This window comes from Streptomyces sp. NPDC046977, from assembly GCF_040644455.1.
Lineage (GTDB): Bacteria > Actinomycetota > Actinomycetes > Streptomycetales > Streptomycetaceae > Actinacidiphila.
Genome location: NZ_JBEYWO010000019.1, coordinates 178,430 through 193,197, shown reverse-complemented (window position 1 = coordinate 193,197; position 14,768 = coordinate 178,430). Strand labels below are relative to the sequence as shown.

At 72.5% G+C, this 14,768-nt stretch carries 15 protein-coding genes; 6 read left to right on the top strand and 9 right to left on the bottom strand.

All coding sequences use genetic code 11. The features are described from left to right. The first annotated feature begins 695 nt into the window (after positions 1-695). Positions 696-1,694 carry a tryptophan--tRNA ligase gene (trpS, locus tag ABZ883_RS26840; protein WP_360910361.1) on the top strand — a complete coding sequence of 333 codons (999 nt, stop codon included), beginning with the start codon at positions 696-698 and terminating at the stop codon, positions 1,692-1,694. Between the two features lie 54 nt (positions 1,695-1,748). Here the strand turns inward: trpS and proC are convergent, their stop codons facing one another. The 3 genes from proC to ABZ883_RS26825 all read right to left on the bottom strand — a co-directional run bounded on the left by proC (position 1,749) and on the right by ABZ883_RS26825 (position 4,192). Next, positions 1,749-2,558 carry a pyrroline-5-carboxylate reductase gene (gene proC / locus ABZ883_RS26835; protein ID WP_360910359.1) on the bottom strand — a complete coding sequence of 270 codons (810 nt, stop codon included), beginning with the start codon at positions 2,556-2,558 and terminating at the stop codon, positions 1,749-1,751. Positions 2,559-2,651: 93 nt separating this feature from the next. Next, positions 2,652-3,389, bottom strand: a complete 738-nt coding sequence (locus tag ABZ883_RS26830; RefSeq protein WP_360910357.1) for an ABC transporter permease — start codon at positions 3,387-3,389, stop codon at positions 2,652-2,654. Further along, positions 3,386-4,192, bottom strand: coding sequence for an ABC transporter ATP-binding protein (locus ABZ883_RS26825; protein WP_360910355.1), 807 nt, complete (start codon positions 4,190-4,192; stop codon positions 3,386-3,388). The genes ABZ883_RS26830 and ABZ883_RS26825 overlap by 4 nt, the downstream gene beginning before the upstream one ends. A 159-nt stretch (positions 4,193-4,351) precedes the next feature. Between ABZ883_RS26825 and ABZ883_RS26820 the strand changes: the two genes are divergently transcribed. From ABZ883_RS26820 to ABZ883_RS26805, 4 genes are all read left to right on the top strand, one after another. Further along, a complete protein-coding gene (locus ABZ883_RS26820) occupies positions 4,352-4,735 on the top strand; it encodes a hypothetical protein (RefSeq protein WP_360910353.1) in 384 nt (127 codons plus the stop codon). 194 nt (positions 4,736-4,929) lie between these two features. Continuing rightward, the gene (locus ABZ883_RS26815; RefSeq protein ID WP_360910351.1) at positions 4,930-5,070 is read left to right on the top strand and encodes a hypothetical protein; all 141 of its coding nucleotides are present in this window, start codon (positions 4,930-4,932) and stop codon (positions 5,068-5,070) included. After that, positions 5,067-6,551, top strand: a complete 1,485-nt coding sequence (locus ABZ883_RS26810; protein WP_360910349.1) for a SulP family inorganic anion transporter — start codon at positions 5,067-5,069, stop codon at positions 6,549-6,551. Before ABZ883_RS26815 ends, ABZ883_RS26810 begins: the two co-directional genes overlap by 4 nt. A gap of 186 nt (positions 6,552-6,737) precedes the next feature. Beyond that, the gene (locus ABZ883_RS26805; RefSeq protein ID WP_360910347.1) at positions 6,738-7,214 is read left to right on the top strand and encodes a hypothetical protein; all 477 of its coding nucleotides are present in this window, start codon (positions 6,738-6,740) and stop codon (positions 7,212-7,214) included. Here the strand turns inward: ABZ883_RS26805 and ABZ883_RS26800 are convergent. The 3 genes from ABZ883_RS26800 to ABZ883_RS26790 form a co-directional block, all read right to left on the bottom strand. Further along, positions 7,211-8,008: a class I SAM-dependent methyltransferase gene (locus tag ABZ883_RS26800; protein ID WP_360910345.1), complete on the bottom strand. Its 798-nt coding sequence runs from the start codon at positions 8,006-8,008 to the stop codon at positions 7,211-7,213. The genes ABZ883_RS26805 and ABZ883_RS26800 overlap by 4 nt on opposite strands. Before the next feature lie 76 nt (positions 8,009-8,084). Beyond that, a complete protein-coding gene (locus ABZ883_RS26795) occupies positions 8,085-8,390 on the bottom strand; it encodes an SH3 domain-containing protein (protein ID WP_360910377.1) in 306 nt (101 codons plus the stop codon). A gap of 87 nt (positions 8,391-8,477) precedes the next feature. Continuing rightward, the gene (locus ABZ883_RS26790) at positions 8,478-8,798 is read right to left on the bottom strand and encodes an SH3 domain-containing protein (protein ID WP_360910343.1); all 321 of its coding nucleotides are present in this window, start codon (positions 8,796-8,798) and stop codon (positions 8,478-8,480) included. Positions 8,799-8,919: 121 nt separating this feature from the next. On the opposite strand from ABZ883_RS26790, the gene ABZ883_RS26785 reads away from it, so the two are divergent. Then, positions 8,920-11,109, top strand: coding sequence for a serine/threonine-protein kinase (locus ABZ883_RS26785; RefSeq protein ID WP_360910341.1), 2,190 nt, complete (start codon positions 8,920-8,922; stop codon positions 11,107-11,109). Between the two features lie 46 nt (positions 11,110-11,155). Here the strand turns inward: ABZ883_RS26785 and ilvD are convergent, their stop codons facing one another. The 3 genes from ilvD to ABZ883_RS26770 all read right to left on the bottom strand — a co-directional run bounded on the left by ilvD (position 11,156) and on the right by ABZ883_RS26770 (position 14,629). Continuing rightward, a complete protein-coding gene (ilvD, locus tag ABZ883_RS26780; protein WP_360910339.1) occupies positions 11,156-13,009 on the bottom strand; it encodes a dihydroxy-acid dehydratase in 1,854 nt (617 codons plus the stop codon). Positions 13,010-13,142: 133 nt separating this feature from the next. After that, a complete protein-coding gene (locus ABZ883_RS26775) occupies positions 13,143-13,826 on the bottom strand; it encodes a TetR family transcriptional regulator (RefSeq protein ID WP_360910337.1) in 684 nt (227 codons plus the stop codon). Further along, on the bottom strand, positions 13,826-14,629 hold the full coding sequence (locus ABZ883_RS26770; RefSeq protein WP_360910375.1) for a sugar phosphate isomerase/epimerase: 804 nt from the start codon (positions 14,627-14,629) through the stop codon (positions 13,826-13,828). Before ABZ883_RS26770 ends, ABZ883_RS26775 begins: the two co-directional genes overlap by 1 nt. Between the last annotated feature and the right edge of the window lie 139 nt (positions 14,630-14,768).

Here is a 14,768-nt window from a genome sequence, read left to right as displayed (position 1 = left end):
AATGTCTTCACGAGAGCGGCACCATCGGGAGGAATAATCCCGACGTGCCCAGCGTCCTCGCTGTGTTTTTCTTCAAAGGAACCTCGCCCCAGACCGATGCGGCCCGGAGACGGGGTATCAACATATCTGGCGTTGACTTTTGGCACGCTGTTGAGTTCTCAAGGAACGGAAGCTTCCTTCGAGACCGTTTCACCGGCCCCTCCGGGCTTTCCCTTCGTTGTCTCCAACCTTACCAGATCCGTTTCGCGTTTCCGCTCTTCGTTTCCGGCCCCCTGTTGGAGCGGGGTTTTTGTTTCACGCCTTCCGGCGTGTCCACTACTTTAGCGGATTCCCCCCGCGACTCATAATCGAGTCATTCGGACCGAATTTCGGCATGCCGAAATCGACCCCGTGGGGAAGTCGTGCGGTAGTGGTTTGCCGCCGGGCGGCGTGAGTGGCTGCTGTTGGAAGGTCGCCCGTCCGAGGCAGCTAGAGAACACTACACCACGCCCACGCGTGCTTCAAACCTGTGGCCCGCAACTCGTTCGAGCGCTACCGTCGAGGCATGACCACGCATGCGCGCACGGACATGTGGTGGGCCGCCTGAGGCGGCCGACCAGTCAGCGCATGCACCCAACGGCCGCCGCTCCGGCGGCCGTCTGCGTTTCTCCTGCGGTCCGCCGAGCCGGACGGGCATCGAGCAGGAGGAGACAGAGATGACGCGGGTCTTCAGCGGGATCAAGCCGACCGGGCATCTGACGCTGGGCAACTACCTGGGGGCGGTGCGCCAGTGGGCCGCGGTGGACCAGCACCGGGCCGAGTCCCTTTTCTGCGTGGTGGATCTGCACGCGCTGACGGTGGACCACGATCCCGCCCGGGTGCGCCGGCTCAGCCGGCAGGCCGCGACCCTGCTGCTGGCCGCGGGGCTGGACCCCGCGGTGTGCACCCTGTTCGTCCAGAGCCATGTGGACGAACACACCCGGCTCGCCTACCTGCTGGAGTGCACCGCCACGGACGGGGAGATGCGGCGGATGATCCAGTACAAGGAGAAGGCCGCCCAGGAGCAGCGCCGGGGCGGCAGCGTGCGGCTGTCGCTGCTGACCTATCCGGTGCTGATGGCGGCGGACATCCTGGCGTACCGGGCGGACGAGGTGCCGGTCGGTGACGACCAGGCCCAGCACGTCGAGCTGACGCGGGATCTGGCGGAGCGCTTCAACCAGCGGTACGGGCCGGTGTTCACGGTGCCCCGCGCGGTGCTGCCGGCGGTGGCCGCCCGGGTGATGAATCTGCAGGACCCGGCCTCGAAAATGGGGAAGTCCGACGACTCCGGTCCCGGGATCGTCTATCTGCTGGACGAGCCGGAGACGGTCCGCAAGAAGGTGATGCGGGCGGTGACCGACAGCGGGCAGGACGTGGCCTACGACCCCGAGGAGCGGCCGGGCGTGGCGAACCTGCTGGAGATCCTGTCGGCGTGTTCGGGGCGGACGCCGCAGGAGCTCGCCGCGGACTACGACTCGTACGGGGCGTTGAAGAAGGACACGGCGGAGGCGGTGGTCGAGGAGCTGCGGCCGCTGCGGGAGCGCCATGCCGACCTGGCGGCCGATCCGGGGTACGTGGACGGGGTGCTCCGTACGGGGGCCGAGCGCGCGCGGGCCCTGGCGCGGCCGACGGTGGACGCGGCCTACCGGGCGATCGGGCTGCTGCCTCCCGCGTGAGGAACGGCCGGGCCCGCCGCTCCCGGGTTCCGGGGGCGGCGGGGCCGCCGGGCGTCAGCCGTTGCCGGAGGCGAGCTCGCGGCTGCGGTCGCGGGCGGCTTCGAGCGCGGCGATCAGGGCGTGCCGCACGCCGTGCTTCTCCAGCTCGCGGATGGCGTTGATGGTGGTGCCGGCCGGGGAGGTGACGGCCTCGCGCAGCTTGACCGGGTGCTCGCCGCTGTCGCGGAGCATGACGGCGGCGCCGATGGCGGACTGCACGATGAGGTCGTGGGCCTGGGCGCGGGGGAGGCCGAGGAGGATGCCGGCGTCGGTCATGGCCTCGACCAGGAAGTAGAAGTACGCGGGGCCGGAGCCGGACAGCGCGGTCGCGGCGTCCTGCTGGTACTCGGGGATGCGCAGGGTCTTGCCGACCGGCTGGAAGATCTCCTCGGTGCGGACGAGGTGCTGCTCGCCCGCGTGGCTGCCCGCGGAGATGACCGACATGCCCTCGTCCACGAGCACGGGGGTGTTGGGCATGACGCGGACGACCGCGGTGCCGGCGGCGAGGCGTTCCTCGAAGAAGGAGGTCGGCACGCCGGCCGCGGCGCTGATGACGAGGCGGTCGGCGGCGAGGTGCGGGGCCAGCTCGTCCAGGAGGGCGGACATGTCCTGCGGCTTGACGGCGAGGATGAGGGTGTCCGCGGTCTTGGCGGCCTCGTCGTTGGAGACGGCCTCGACGCCGTAGCGGGCGCGCAGTTCCTCGGCGCGGGCCGGACGGCGGGCGGTGACCAGGAGGTTTTCCGGCTTCCATCCGGCGCGGAGCATCCCGGAGAGCAGGGCCTCGCCGATCTTCCCGGTGCCGAGCACGGCGACTTTCTGGGTCATGGGCCCATCTTCGCACCGGGGACGGCGGCCGCGGGGTCGCTGTCCACGGTGCGGTCGGACGGGTCGGGCGCTGGGGTGGGCCGCCCGGGTGCGTCAGGCGGTGCGGCGGCGCAGGGTGGCGGCGCCCAGTGCCAGGGCGACGGCGGCGCTGCCCGCGACGACGGCGAGGTCGCGGACGAAGTCGCCGGTGATGTCGGTGTGGGTGAGCACCTGCTGCATGCCGTCGACGGCGTACGACATGGGCAGCACATTGGAGACGGCCTCCAGCACGGGCTGCATCTGGCCGCGCGGCATGAGCAGTCCGCACAGCAGGAGCTGCGGCAGCAGGACCGCGGGCATGAACTGGACGGCCTGGAACTCGCTGGCGGCGAAGGCGCTGACGAAGAGGCCGAGTGCGGTGCCGAGGCAGGCGTCGGCGAGGGCGACCACCAGGAGCAGCCAGGCGGACCCGGTGACGTCCAGGCCGAGGGTGAGGACGGCGAGGCCGGTGGCCAGCCCCGCCTGGACGACGGCGATGGCGCCGAAGGCGAGCGCGTACCCCGCGAGCAGGTCGCCCTTGCCGAGCGGCATGGACAGGAGGCGTTCCAGCGTGCCGGAGGTGCGCTCGCGGAGGGTGGCGATGGACGTGACCAGGAACATCGTGATGAGCGGGAAGATGCCGAGCAGCGAGGCCCCGACGGTGTCGAAGGTGCGGGGGCCGGCGTCGTAGACCCAGGACAGCAGCGTCAGCAGCACGCAGGGCACGACGACCATGAGGGCGATGGTGCGCGGGTCGTGGCGCAGCTGGAGCAGGACGCGGCGGGCGGTGGCGAGGGTGCGGTGCGTGCTCATCGGACGGCCTCCTCGGCCTCGTTCGGGGTCGCGGGGTGCGGGGCCGTGCGGCCGGAGGCCTCGTCGACGAGGCGGAGGAAGGCCTCCTCGACGGTGGCGGCGCCGGTGCGGGAGCGCAGTGCGTCGGGGCTGCCCTGGGCGAGGATGCGGCCCTCGCGCATGAGCAGCAGGCGGTGGCAGCGCTCGGCCTCGTCCATGACGTGGCTGGAGACGACGAGGGTGGCGCCGCGTTCGGCGGCGAGGCGGTGGAAGAGCTCCCACAGGTCGCGGCGGAGGACGGGGTCCAGGCCGACGGTGGGCTCGTCCAGGACGAGGAGTTCGGGCGAGCCGAGCAGGGCGACGGCCAGGGAGACCCGGTTGAGCTGTCCTCCGGAGAGGTTGCCCGCCAGGGCGCCCGCGTGCGAGGTGAGGTCGACGTCGGCGATGGCCCGGTCGACGTGGTCGCGGGCGTCGCCGCCGAGGACGGAGGCGAAGTAGTTCAGATTCTGACGGATCGTCAGGTCGAGGTAGACGGACGGCGCCTGGGTCACGTAGCCGATCCTGGGGCGCAGTTCGCGGTGGCCGACGGGCCGGCCGAGCACGTCGAGGGTGCCGGTGACGCGGGCCTGGGTGCCGACGACGGCGCGCATGAGGGTCGACTTGCCGCAGCCGCTGGGGCCCAGCAGTCCGGTGATCTCCCCGCGGGGGACGGTGAAGTCCAGGCCGTCCAGGACGGTGCGGCCGCCGCGCAGGACGGTCAGGCTGGCGGCATGGACGGCGGGACCCTGGGCCGCTGCCACGGGGCCCTCGGATTTATTCATCATGCGGTGAATACTGCTCCCGCGGTGACCGCCCGTCAAGACGGGGCAAGTACATCCATTCGAGTGACGGATCATTTACGCTGCGTTAACCTCAAGAGCTTGCAAAATAGAGGGGCCGACCGGGCAGAATGGAGACCGCGACACCTCGGAACGGGGGCAACTGTGCGCTGTGGCAAGGGAGTTGGACGCGTCGTCGCCGCCGGCGTCGGCATACTGCTCTCCCTGTTCCTGGCTCTCGGCAGCACCGCCGCGGAGCCCGCACCCACGGCGCTCCGCGAGGCGGGAGCGAGGACCGCGTACACGCAGTCCGAGCAACGCCACTGCCTGAGTCACCGCCAGGAGGGCAACGGCGCGGGCCTGGTGGTGCCCGGGGCGCTCGGCGTCCCGTCACCGGCCCCGCGCACCGGCTCCCCGGCCGAGGACCCGGTCGTGAACGCGGGCGGACACCGGCCCGCCACCGTCACGGCACCGCGCACGGCGCGCCAGGCCGTCCCGCTCACCAGATCAGGCGAACTACCGGTCGCCCTGGGGGTGTTCCGCTGCTGACGGACGGCGTCCCGACGCCGCCCGTCGCCCTCTGACGTCGTCCCCGCCGGCCATCGCCGGCTGCGGCGACGTCGAACCGACCGCTGCCCCGCGCCGCGGTCCGGGCACCGCCGCGGGCACCCGACCCCCCACACAGCTCGACCACGCACGCCCCGTCCGCTTCCAGGACGGGGCGCAATGGAGGCCACCCGAAAATGAAGACCTTCATCCACCCTGCCCACGACGCCCCACGGGCACGACCCCTGACCGGCGCCGGCCGCGATCTCGGCACCGGCACCCTCCCCCCACCCCGGATCGCCCACCACCCGTCCGCCGACACCGCCCCTGCCCGGTGAACCGCCTGATCCGGCGCGTTCCCGCCCGGCCCACGACCCTCCGTGCCGACCTCACGTCCTCGCTCGTCGTCTTCCTCGTCGCCCTGCCCCTGTGCGTGGGAGTCGCCGTGGCCTCCGGGGTCCCGGCCGAACTCGGCCTCGTCACCGGCATCGTGGGCGGACTGTTCACCGGGCTGCTGCCGGGCAGCAGCCTCCAGGTGTCCGGCCCGGCGGCCGGGCTCACCGTGCTGGTCTTCGAGGCCGTGCGGGAGTTCGGACTGCCGGCGCTCGGAGTGCTCGTGCTCGTCGCGGGCCTGCTGCAGATGCTCATGGGCATACTCCGGCTCGGCCGCTGGTTCCGGGCGATCTCGGTCGCCGTCGTGCAGGGCATGCTCGCCGGGATCGGCCTGGTGCTGATCGCCGGGCAGGTGTACGCGCTCGCGGACGTCAAGGCGCCCGCCTCCGGCCCGGCCAAGCTCGCCGGGATCACCGGGCTCGCCCGCGACGTGGCCGGCTCCGGCACGGCGCTCACCGCCCTCCTCCTGGGGGCCGGCACGATCGCCGTCCTGGTGCTGTGGCCCCGGATCCCGCGCGCCGCGCGCGTGCTGCCGGGGCCGCTGGCCGCGGTCGCGCTGGCCACCGCGGCGGCGGTGCTGCTGGGGCTGCCCGTCGCCCGCGTCGAGGTACGGGGGCTGCTCGACTCCGTCCAGCCCCCGGGCGCCGGGCAGTTCGCCCAGCTGGCGAACCTGTCCATGATCGGCACCGTGCTGGCGTTCGCGTTGATCGCCTCCGCCGAGAGCCTGTTCAGCGCCGCGGCGGTGGACCGGCTCCACGACGGGCCGCGCACCGACTACGACAAGGAACTGATCGCACAGGGCGCGGGCAACGCGCTCTGCGGGGCGCTCGGGGCCCTGCCGATGACCGCCGTGATCGTGCGCAGCGCCGCCAACGTCCAGGCGGGCGCCCGCACCAAGGCGTCCCGCGTGCTGCACGGGGTGTGGCTGCTGCTGTTCGCCGCGCTGCTGCCGGCCGCGCTCGGGGTGATCCCGGTCGCGGCCCTCGCGGGTGTGCTGGTGCACGCGGGCTGCAAGCTCGTCCCGTTCCGCGCGCTGGTGCCGCTGTGGCGCGAGCACCGGGGCGAGGCGGTCGTCCTGGTGATCACGGCGGTCGCGATCGTCGCCACCAACATGTTCGAGGGCGTCCTGATCGGGCTGCTGACGGCCGTGGTCAAGGCGGCGTGGGAGACCTCCCACACCCACGTCGAGATCGACGACCGCGGCGGCGGCCCGATCGTCGTACGGGTCCTGGGCAACGCCACCTTCCTGCGACTGCCCCGGCTGCTCGACCAGTTGGAGGCGCTGCCGCGCAACCGGGCCATGGAACTCGACCTGCGGCGGCTGCGCCACCTCGACCACGCCTGCGGCATGGCGCTCGCCGGATGGGCCGAGCGGCACAACGAGGCGGGGGTGACGCCGGTGCGGGTGCAGCGGGCAGCGGCGTGAGCACCTGAGACACCCCGCACTCCTGCCCCGGGCGGCGATCCCGGCCCGGGGCGGGACCCGTGCGGGACCGTGCGGGAACGGTGTCAGGGCCGGGGCCGGGAGCGTCCCGGCCCTGACACCGGGTTCCGGGCCGTCTCAGGGACATCCCCTATGGCTTCCGGCGCGGCCCCGGGCGACCGTGGCGGTATGAGCCGTTCCACCGATCCCTCCCGTCCGCCGCGGGACGTGACCCGCGGCGAGAAGCGCCAGCTGGCGCTGGCCTCGGCCACCCTCGGCCCCTGGCGGCCCGCCGCCGCGGTCGGGGCCATCGGCGGCGGGGTCTCCCTGACCCTGTCCGTCATCGACGGCCACTTCGGACTGCGCGTCATCGCCGCGGCCTGCTCCGTCGCGCTGATGCTCTTCTTCCTCGTCGGCGGCGCCGGCGCGGTGACGGGGCGCGGCCCCCGGTCCGACCACCGCATCCGCCGCTGGGCGGCCGAACACCCGTGGCGCGTCGCACTGGTACCGGGCGGCATGCTGCTCGTCACCGACCTCGTGATGCGCCAGATCCTCACCTCCGAGGGCTTCTTCGGCAGCCTCTGGGACGGTCTGTGGCGCGGGGCCCTGGTCGCGGGCGTCGTCGGCGTCGTCGGAGCGGTGGCGGCCTCCCGCAGGGCCCGCTAGTCCGACTGGTCCGTCGGGTCCTTCACGGCGACGGTCAGCGCGACCCGGTACGGCTCGACGACCAGGCCGTCGGGGAACAGCGCCAGCAGCTCGCGCCGCTCCTCCTCCAGGATCCGGGCGGCGGCGTCCGGGCCGATCACGGCGAAGTAGGACCGGCTGCCCAGCATCGCCAGATGCGTGTCCACCGGGACCGTACGGGTCCAGCGCAGCGACCGGGAGCGCGGGTTCAGGCCGAGACCGGGACCGAGCGAGCGCAGGACGCTCTCGGCGTCCCCCGACAGGCCGTACTCGTGGTGACCGGGCACACGGGCGGCCAGCCGGGCCTCCTGCCCGACGATCCACGGCACATCGGTGTCCGGCAGGTTCCACCACAGCGCGAACGCGCCGCCCGGGCGCAGCACCCGCGCCGCCTCCGGCGCGGAGCGCGCCGGGTCCGTCCAGTGCCAGGCCTGCGCGTACGTCACGAAGTCAGCGACGCCCGCGGCGAACGGCAGCGCGTTCCCGTCCCCGCGCACGAGCGGCACCCCCGGCTGCCCCGCCCGCAGCTGCGCCGCCATCCCCGTACCGGGCTCCACCGCCGTCACGTGCGCCCCGCGCGCCCGCAGCAGCGCGGTCGCTATGCCCGTCCCCGCCCCGACGTCCAGCACGGCCGCGCCCGCGAGGTGGCGGCCCGCCAGCTCCTCGACGGCGTCGAACATCTCACCGGGGTACCCGGGACGCGCGGCGGCGTACTGCGCGGCGACGGCGTTGAACGACTGGGCGTACCGGCGGCGGTGTGTCGGCTGTGAGGTCATGCCGGTTGTCTTCCCCGCGGTGCGGTCCCCCGACCCCTGGGGCGGGGGACCGCACCGGTGCCCCCGCGGCCCGCCGTCAGCAGTGCGACGTCACGTAGCCGTCGCTGCCGGTGTGCACATACGTATCGGAGACGTAGTCGTCGGGGCCGATCCGGTCCCAGATGTTGCTCGTGCCGTAGTAGCCGCTCACCGTCGAACCCGGTGTCTGGCAGAAGATGGGCACTTTGGCGTCGGTGGGCAGTGTCCTCACGATCTGGTAGCTGGTGCCCGGACCGTTGCGGACATTGAGCCGCGCGCCCGGCGCGACGTCGTAGTAGACGAGATTGGCGGCCGCCGATGCCTCGGCCGCGCCGCCCAGTACCAGAAACACCGCCCCGGCCATGCCGGCCGCACCGGCGGCCAGCACCTTGCGCCGTCTGCTGCGCGTACGTAACACGTGGTCCCCTGTCCGTGGATGTGGACGCCGGCGTCAGCCGCAGCGTCCCGCGATGTAACCGTCGCTGCCGGTGTGCACGTACGCGTCCGACACGTACTGCCCCGGGGCGATCCGGTCCCAGATGTTGCTCGTGCCGTAGTAGCCGTTGACCGTCGTACCGGGCGCCTGGCAGATGACGGGCACCTTCACGTCGTACGGAAGGACCTTGACGATCTGGAAGCTGGTCCCGGGGCCCGACCGGACGTTCAGGCGGCAGCCCGGGGCGACGGAGTAGTACACGGTGTCCGCGGCGGCACTGGCCGCCTTCGCCTCCACCAACGGTTCAGCGGGCGCGTCAAGACTGTTCTCGGCCATGGTCTCCCCCGTGAAGATTCACGCTCTGTCAAGTGCAGGCTAGCAATCCGGGCCTTCGCCGTAAGGACGATCGGTTAGGCTCCCTGGGTTGCGGCCACGGACGAAAACTCGGGGGTGGGTCATGCCGCCGTCGGGCAGACCCGGCACCGGACCGGAAGCGGAACGTCCGGAATACGCCGGGCAGTACCGCCTGGAGAGCCGGCTCGGCGCCGGTGGCATGGGTGTGGTGCACCTGTCGCGCTCCACCTCCGGCATGCGTCTGGCCGTCAAGGTCGTGCACGAGGAACTGGCGGCGGACCCCGAGTTCAGGGCGCGCTTCCGCCAGGAGGTCGGCGCCGCCCGCCGGGTGAGCGGGGCCTTCACGGCGCCCGTCGTGGACGCGGACCCCGACGCCGAGCGGCCCTGGATGGCGACGCTCTACATCCCCGGGCCCACGCTCGCCCAGTTCGTGAAGAGGAACGGTTCGGTGGCCCCGGCGCAGGTGCGGTACCTGATGGCCGGCCTTGCCGAGGCGTTGCGAGACATTCACCGGGTCGACGTCGTGCACCGGGACCTGAAGCCGAGCAACGTCCTGCTGGCCGCCGACGGTCCGAAAGTGATCGACTTCGGCATCTCCCGTCCGTCCGACAGCGACCTGCGCACGGAGACCGGCAAGCTCATCGGCACGCCGCCCTTCATGGCGCCCGAGCAGTTCCGGAACCCCCGGTCGGTCGGGCCGGCCGCCGATGTCTTCGCCATGGCGAGCGTCCTCGTCCACGCCGCGACCGGGCGGAGCCCGTTCACCTCGGACAGCCCGTACATCGTGGCGTACCAAGTGGTGCACGAAGAGCCGGAGCTGGAAGGCATACCCACCGACCTCCGGCCGCTCATCGAGCGCTGCCTCGCCAAGGACCCGGACGACCGCCCCACCCCTGACGTCATCATGGCCGAGTTGCAGGCGGTCTCGGCCTCCTACGACACCCAGACCTTCAGCGCCTTCGACCTTGGGGACTTCACCGGCGAAGAGCTGACCCCGCAACTGCGGAAGCGATCGGGTTCCGCCAGGCCCGCCGCGGCACCCGCGGCAGCGTCCGCCCCGAACAGCGCGCGTCCCGCCCGCCGGTCCGGGAAACGGCTCACCGTCGCCGCGGCAGTGGCACTGGCCGTCCTGGGATCCGCCACGGCGCTCGCAGTCCAACACCTGGCCGACGGCCCGGATGCCGCGAACGAACAACCCGCCGCGCAGCAAGGCAGCCCGTCCGCCCCGGCCTTCACCCCTTGGCAGAGCACCCTGCCCGCGAAGGGGGACCATGCCGGCCCGGCCGCCTGTGTGCACGAGGGCGAAGCCGTCTTCTGCACGCGGCCGGGGGTCGCCGCCGCGCGGCTCGACGCGAACAGCGGACGGGTGCAGTGGTCGGTTCCCAGCCCCGACACAGGCGATCTCGCCGACCCGCAACCGCCGGTCCTCGCGGGTGGCGTGCTGCGCGTCGTCACTCATGACGAGCGGCAACTGACCGGCCTGGACCCCACGACGGGCAAGCTCCTGTGGAAGGTGGACATCTCCGCGTACCAGGGGGCCTACTACAGCGTGGGCAACACCGTGCTGCTGCTCAAGGCGGGCGGCGATCTCACCGCCGTCGACGGCGTGACGGGCCGCGAGCGCTGGCACAGCACACTGCCCGGCGAGTCCCAGCCCGTGTTCGCCGCCCTCAGCAGCTCCAGTACCGCCTACGCCGTGGACGTCTCGGGCGACGGCAGGCACACGCGGGTGAGCGCGCTGAATCTGGCCGACGGGAAGGTCCGCGACCAGCAACGGTTCGACGGAGCCCTGATGCCTGTGGGCCTGTCCGGCAGCGCCCTCTTCCTGACCTCCACGGACGAAATGTCCCGCGTCGACGCGGTCGTGCGCGTGAACACCGGCGACTGGTCGGCGGAACGCACCCCCCTGCCTCTCCCCATGCCCGGCGTACAGGCTGCTGTCAGCGGCACGCGGATCTACCTGCTCGAATTCGGCGGCGCCCTGGTGGCCCTCGACACAAGCCGAGGGAACGGCGACGCACAACTGTGGCGCGTGGAGACCGCGGTGACCGAGTCCTCGCAGCCCGTCGTCGCGAACGGCCGCCTGTACATCGCCACCGCCGACGGCCGTTTGCTGGCAATGGACGCGCAGCGGGGCGGCTTCCTCGGTCAGACCAGCCCGCGCCCCGCGAAGGACAGCAGCCTCGTCTCCGGCGCGCCCCCCGCCCCCGTCGTCGCCGACGGCAAGGTGTTCGCGACCGCGCCCGACGGCACCGTGTTCGCGGTGGACGCGAAGGATCCCTCCCGCTGGTGAGAGCGGAAGGGATCCCGGACCCGGACGGGGTGTCGCGCGCCGGCGGTCAGCCGTCGAGCTTGGACACGTCGCGGACGGCGCCCCTGTCGGCGCTGGTGGCCATCGCCGCGTACGCCTTCAGCGCCAGGGAGACTTTGCGCTCGCGTGCCTTGGGGGCGTAGACGCCGCCGAGGGCGGCACGGCGAGCGGCCAGGTCCTCGTCCGTGACGAGGAGTTCGATGGTGCGGCCGGGGATGTCGATCCGGATGCGGTCGCCGTCCTCGACGAGGGCGATCGTGCCGCCGGAGGCCGCCTCGGGGGAGGCGTGGCCGATCGAGAGCCCCGAAGTGCCGCCGGAGAAGCGGCCGTCGGTGATCAGGGCGCAGCTCTTGCCGAGGCCGCGGCCCTTGAGGAAGGACGTGGGGTAGAGCATCTCCTGCATGCCGGGGCCGCCCTTGGGGCCCTCGTAGCGGATGACGACGACGTCGCCCTCCGTGATCTCCTTGCGGAGGATCTTGTCGACGGCCTCCTCCTGGGACTCGCAGACCACGGCCGGTCCCTCGAAGGTCCAGATGGACTCGTCGACGCCGGCGGTCTTCACGACGCAGCCGTCCTCGGCGAGGTTGCCGTGCAGCACGGCGAGGCCGCCGTCCTTGGAGTAGGCGTGCTCGGCGGAGCGGATGCAGCCCTCGGCGGCGTCGGTGTCCAGGGCCTCCCAGCGCTCGGACTGGGAGAACGCCTCGGCGGAGCGGACGCAGCCGGGGGCGGCGTGCCAGAGTTCCTCGGCCTCGGCGGAGGGGGAGCCGCCGCGGACGTCCCAGGTCTTGAGCCAGTCGGCCAGCGACGGGGAGTGGACGGCGTGCACGTCCTCGTTGAGCAGGCCGGCGCGGTGGAGTTCGCCCAGCAGGGCGGGGATGCCGCCGGCGCGGTGCACGTCCTCCATGTAGTACGTGCGGCTCTTCGCGACGTTGGGGGCGACCTTGGCCAGGCACGGCACGCGCCGGGAGACGGCGTCGATGTCGGTCAGGCCGAAGGGGACGCCCGCCTCCTGGGCGGCGGCGAGCAGGTGGAGGATCGTGTTGGTGGAGCCGCCCATGGCGATGTCGAGGGCCATGGCGTTCTCGAAGGCCTTGAAGGTGGCGATCGAGCGCGGCAGCACGGACTCGTCGTCCTGCTCGTAGTAGCGCCGGGTGATGTCGACGACCGTGCGGCCGGCGTCCTCGTACAGCGCCTTGCGGGCGGTGTGGGTGGCCAGGACCGAGCCGTTGCCGGGCAGGGACAGGCCGATCGCCTCGGTGAGGCAGTTCATCGAGTTGGCGGTGAACATGCCGGAACACGAGCCGCAGGTGGGGCAGGCGTTCTCCTCGATGCGGAGGATGTCCTCGTCGGAGATCTTGTCGTTGACGGCGTCGGCGATCGCGTCGATGAGGTCGAGGGTGCGCACGGTGCCGTCGACGAGGGTCGCGCGGCCGGCCTCCATGGGGCCACCGGAGACGAAGACGGTGGGGATGTTGAGGCGCAGGGCGGCCATCAGCATGCCCGGAGTGATCTTGTCGCAGTTGGAGATGCAGATCAGCGCGTCGGCGCAGTGCGCCTCGACCATGTACTCGACGGAGTCGGCGATCAGGTCGCGTGAGGGCAGCGAGTAGAGCATGCCGCCGTGGCCCATGGCGATGCCGTCGTCGACGGCGATGGTGTTGAACTCGCGCGGCACGGCGCCCGCGGCCTTGATCGCCTCGCTCACGATGCGGCCGACCGGCTGCAGGTGCGTGTGCCCGGGCACGAACTCCGTGAAGCTGTTGGCCACGGCGATGATCGGCTTGCCGATGTCCTCGCTCGCTACGCCCGAGGCCCGCATGAGGGCGCGCGCGCCCGCCATGTTGCGGCCGTGGGTGACTGTGCGGGACCTCAGCTCGGGCACGGGGACCACTCCCTACGTTTCCATCCTGGAGTTTTCGAGGTTACGCCCCGGGCCGCCGTGAACGACGGTGTGTCCGTATTGCGGACGTGTCGTCCAGGGACTGGAAGGGCGGTGCCGCTCCCGCTCCGGCGGTTCAGCCCGTGACGGCAGCGCCGGGGTCGGGGTCCGCCAGGTAGCGCTGGAGCGTCGGCGCGACGAGGCGGACGACCTCCTCGATGTCCGCGGACGCCAGCGGCTCGATGCGCACCACGTAGCGCATCATCGCGATGCCGACCATCTGCGAGGCGGCGAGTTCGGCCCGCAGCCGCGGGTCGGGGACCTTCAGCTCCGCCGCCACGCGCTCCAGCATCCGCCGCAGCACGATGCCGCGCAGCACGCTCGCCGCCGTCTCGTTGGAGACCGCCGAGCGCATCACGGCGAGCATGGGGGCGCGGGTGACCGGGTTCTCCCAGATGCTCACGAAGAAGCGGGCCAGCCGCTCGCCCACGCCGTCGGGGCCGGCCGCCAGCACGTCGGGCACGCCGAACGCCGGCTCGAAGGTCATCTCGATCGAGGCGGCGAAGACCTGCTCCTTGGCCCCGAAGTAGTGGTGCACCAGGGCGGCGTCGACGCCTGCCGACCGGGCGATCGAACGGATCGAGGTCTTGTCGTAGCCCCGCGCGGAGAACTCCTCGCGCGCCGCCGCCAGGATGCGGTCCCGCGTCTCGGGCGTGCCCGACCGGGCTCCCGCGGGACGGCCGCGGCCGCGCCGGCCGGTGCCGGCCGCGCTCTCCGCGTCCTGCGGCGCCTCGGGGTCGTGCGGGGGCTCCTGCGGCATCAGCCCACCTGCGCCGCGGCGGCCAGGTGCAGCCGGGTGAAGGCCAGCGCCTCGGCGAGGTCGGCCTCGCGTTCGGCGGCGGACATCGCGCGCCGGGTGTTCACCTCGATCACCACGTGCCCGTCGAAGCCGCCGGTCGCGAGCCGTTCCAGCAGTGCGGCGCACGGCTGCGTGCCGCGCCCGGGCACCAGGTGCTCGTCCTTGCCGGAGCCGCTGCCGTCGGCGAGGTGGACATGCCCGAGCCGGTCACCCATACGCCCCAGCATCTCCATGGTCTCGGTGCGGGCCGTGGCCGTGTGCGACAGGTCGATGGTGAAGTGCCGGTAGTCCTCGCCGGTGGGGTCCCAGTCGGGGGCGTACGCGAGCATCTCCCGGTCGCGGTAGCGCCACGGGTACATGTTCTCCACCGCGAACCGCACGTCCGTCTCGCCGGCCATCCGCCAGATGCCGGAGACGAAGTCCCGGGCGTACGCGCGCTGCCAGCGGAACGGCGGGTGGACGACGACCGTCGACGCGCCCAGCTTCTCCGCGGCCGCGCGGGCCCGCTGGAGCTTCACCCACGGGTCGGTCGACCAGACGCGCTGCGTGATCAGCAGGCAGGGCGCGTGCACGGCGAGCACCGGGATGCCGTGGTAGTCCGACAGCCGGCGCAGCGCCTCGACGTCCTGGCTGACCGGGTCGGTCCACACCATGACCTCGACACCGTCGTACCCGAGCCGGGCCGCGATCTCGAAGGCCGTCGCCGTCGACTCGGGGTACACGGACGCCGTGGACAGCGCGACCTTCGCATCGGGTACGCGCACGGTGTGTTCGTTCGGGTCCACAGGGTCAGGGGCTGCCACGGGGAACAGCGTACGGCGGCCGGTCCGCCGAACGGCACATCGCACCGGGCCGACGTGACGCGATCGACACGGCGCGGGACGCCGGTTCCGCACGAGTCCG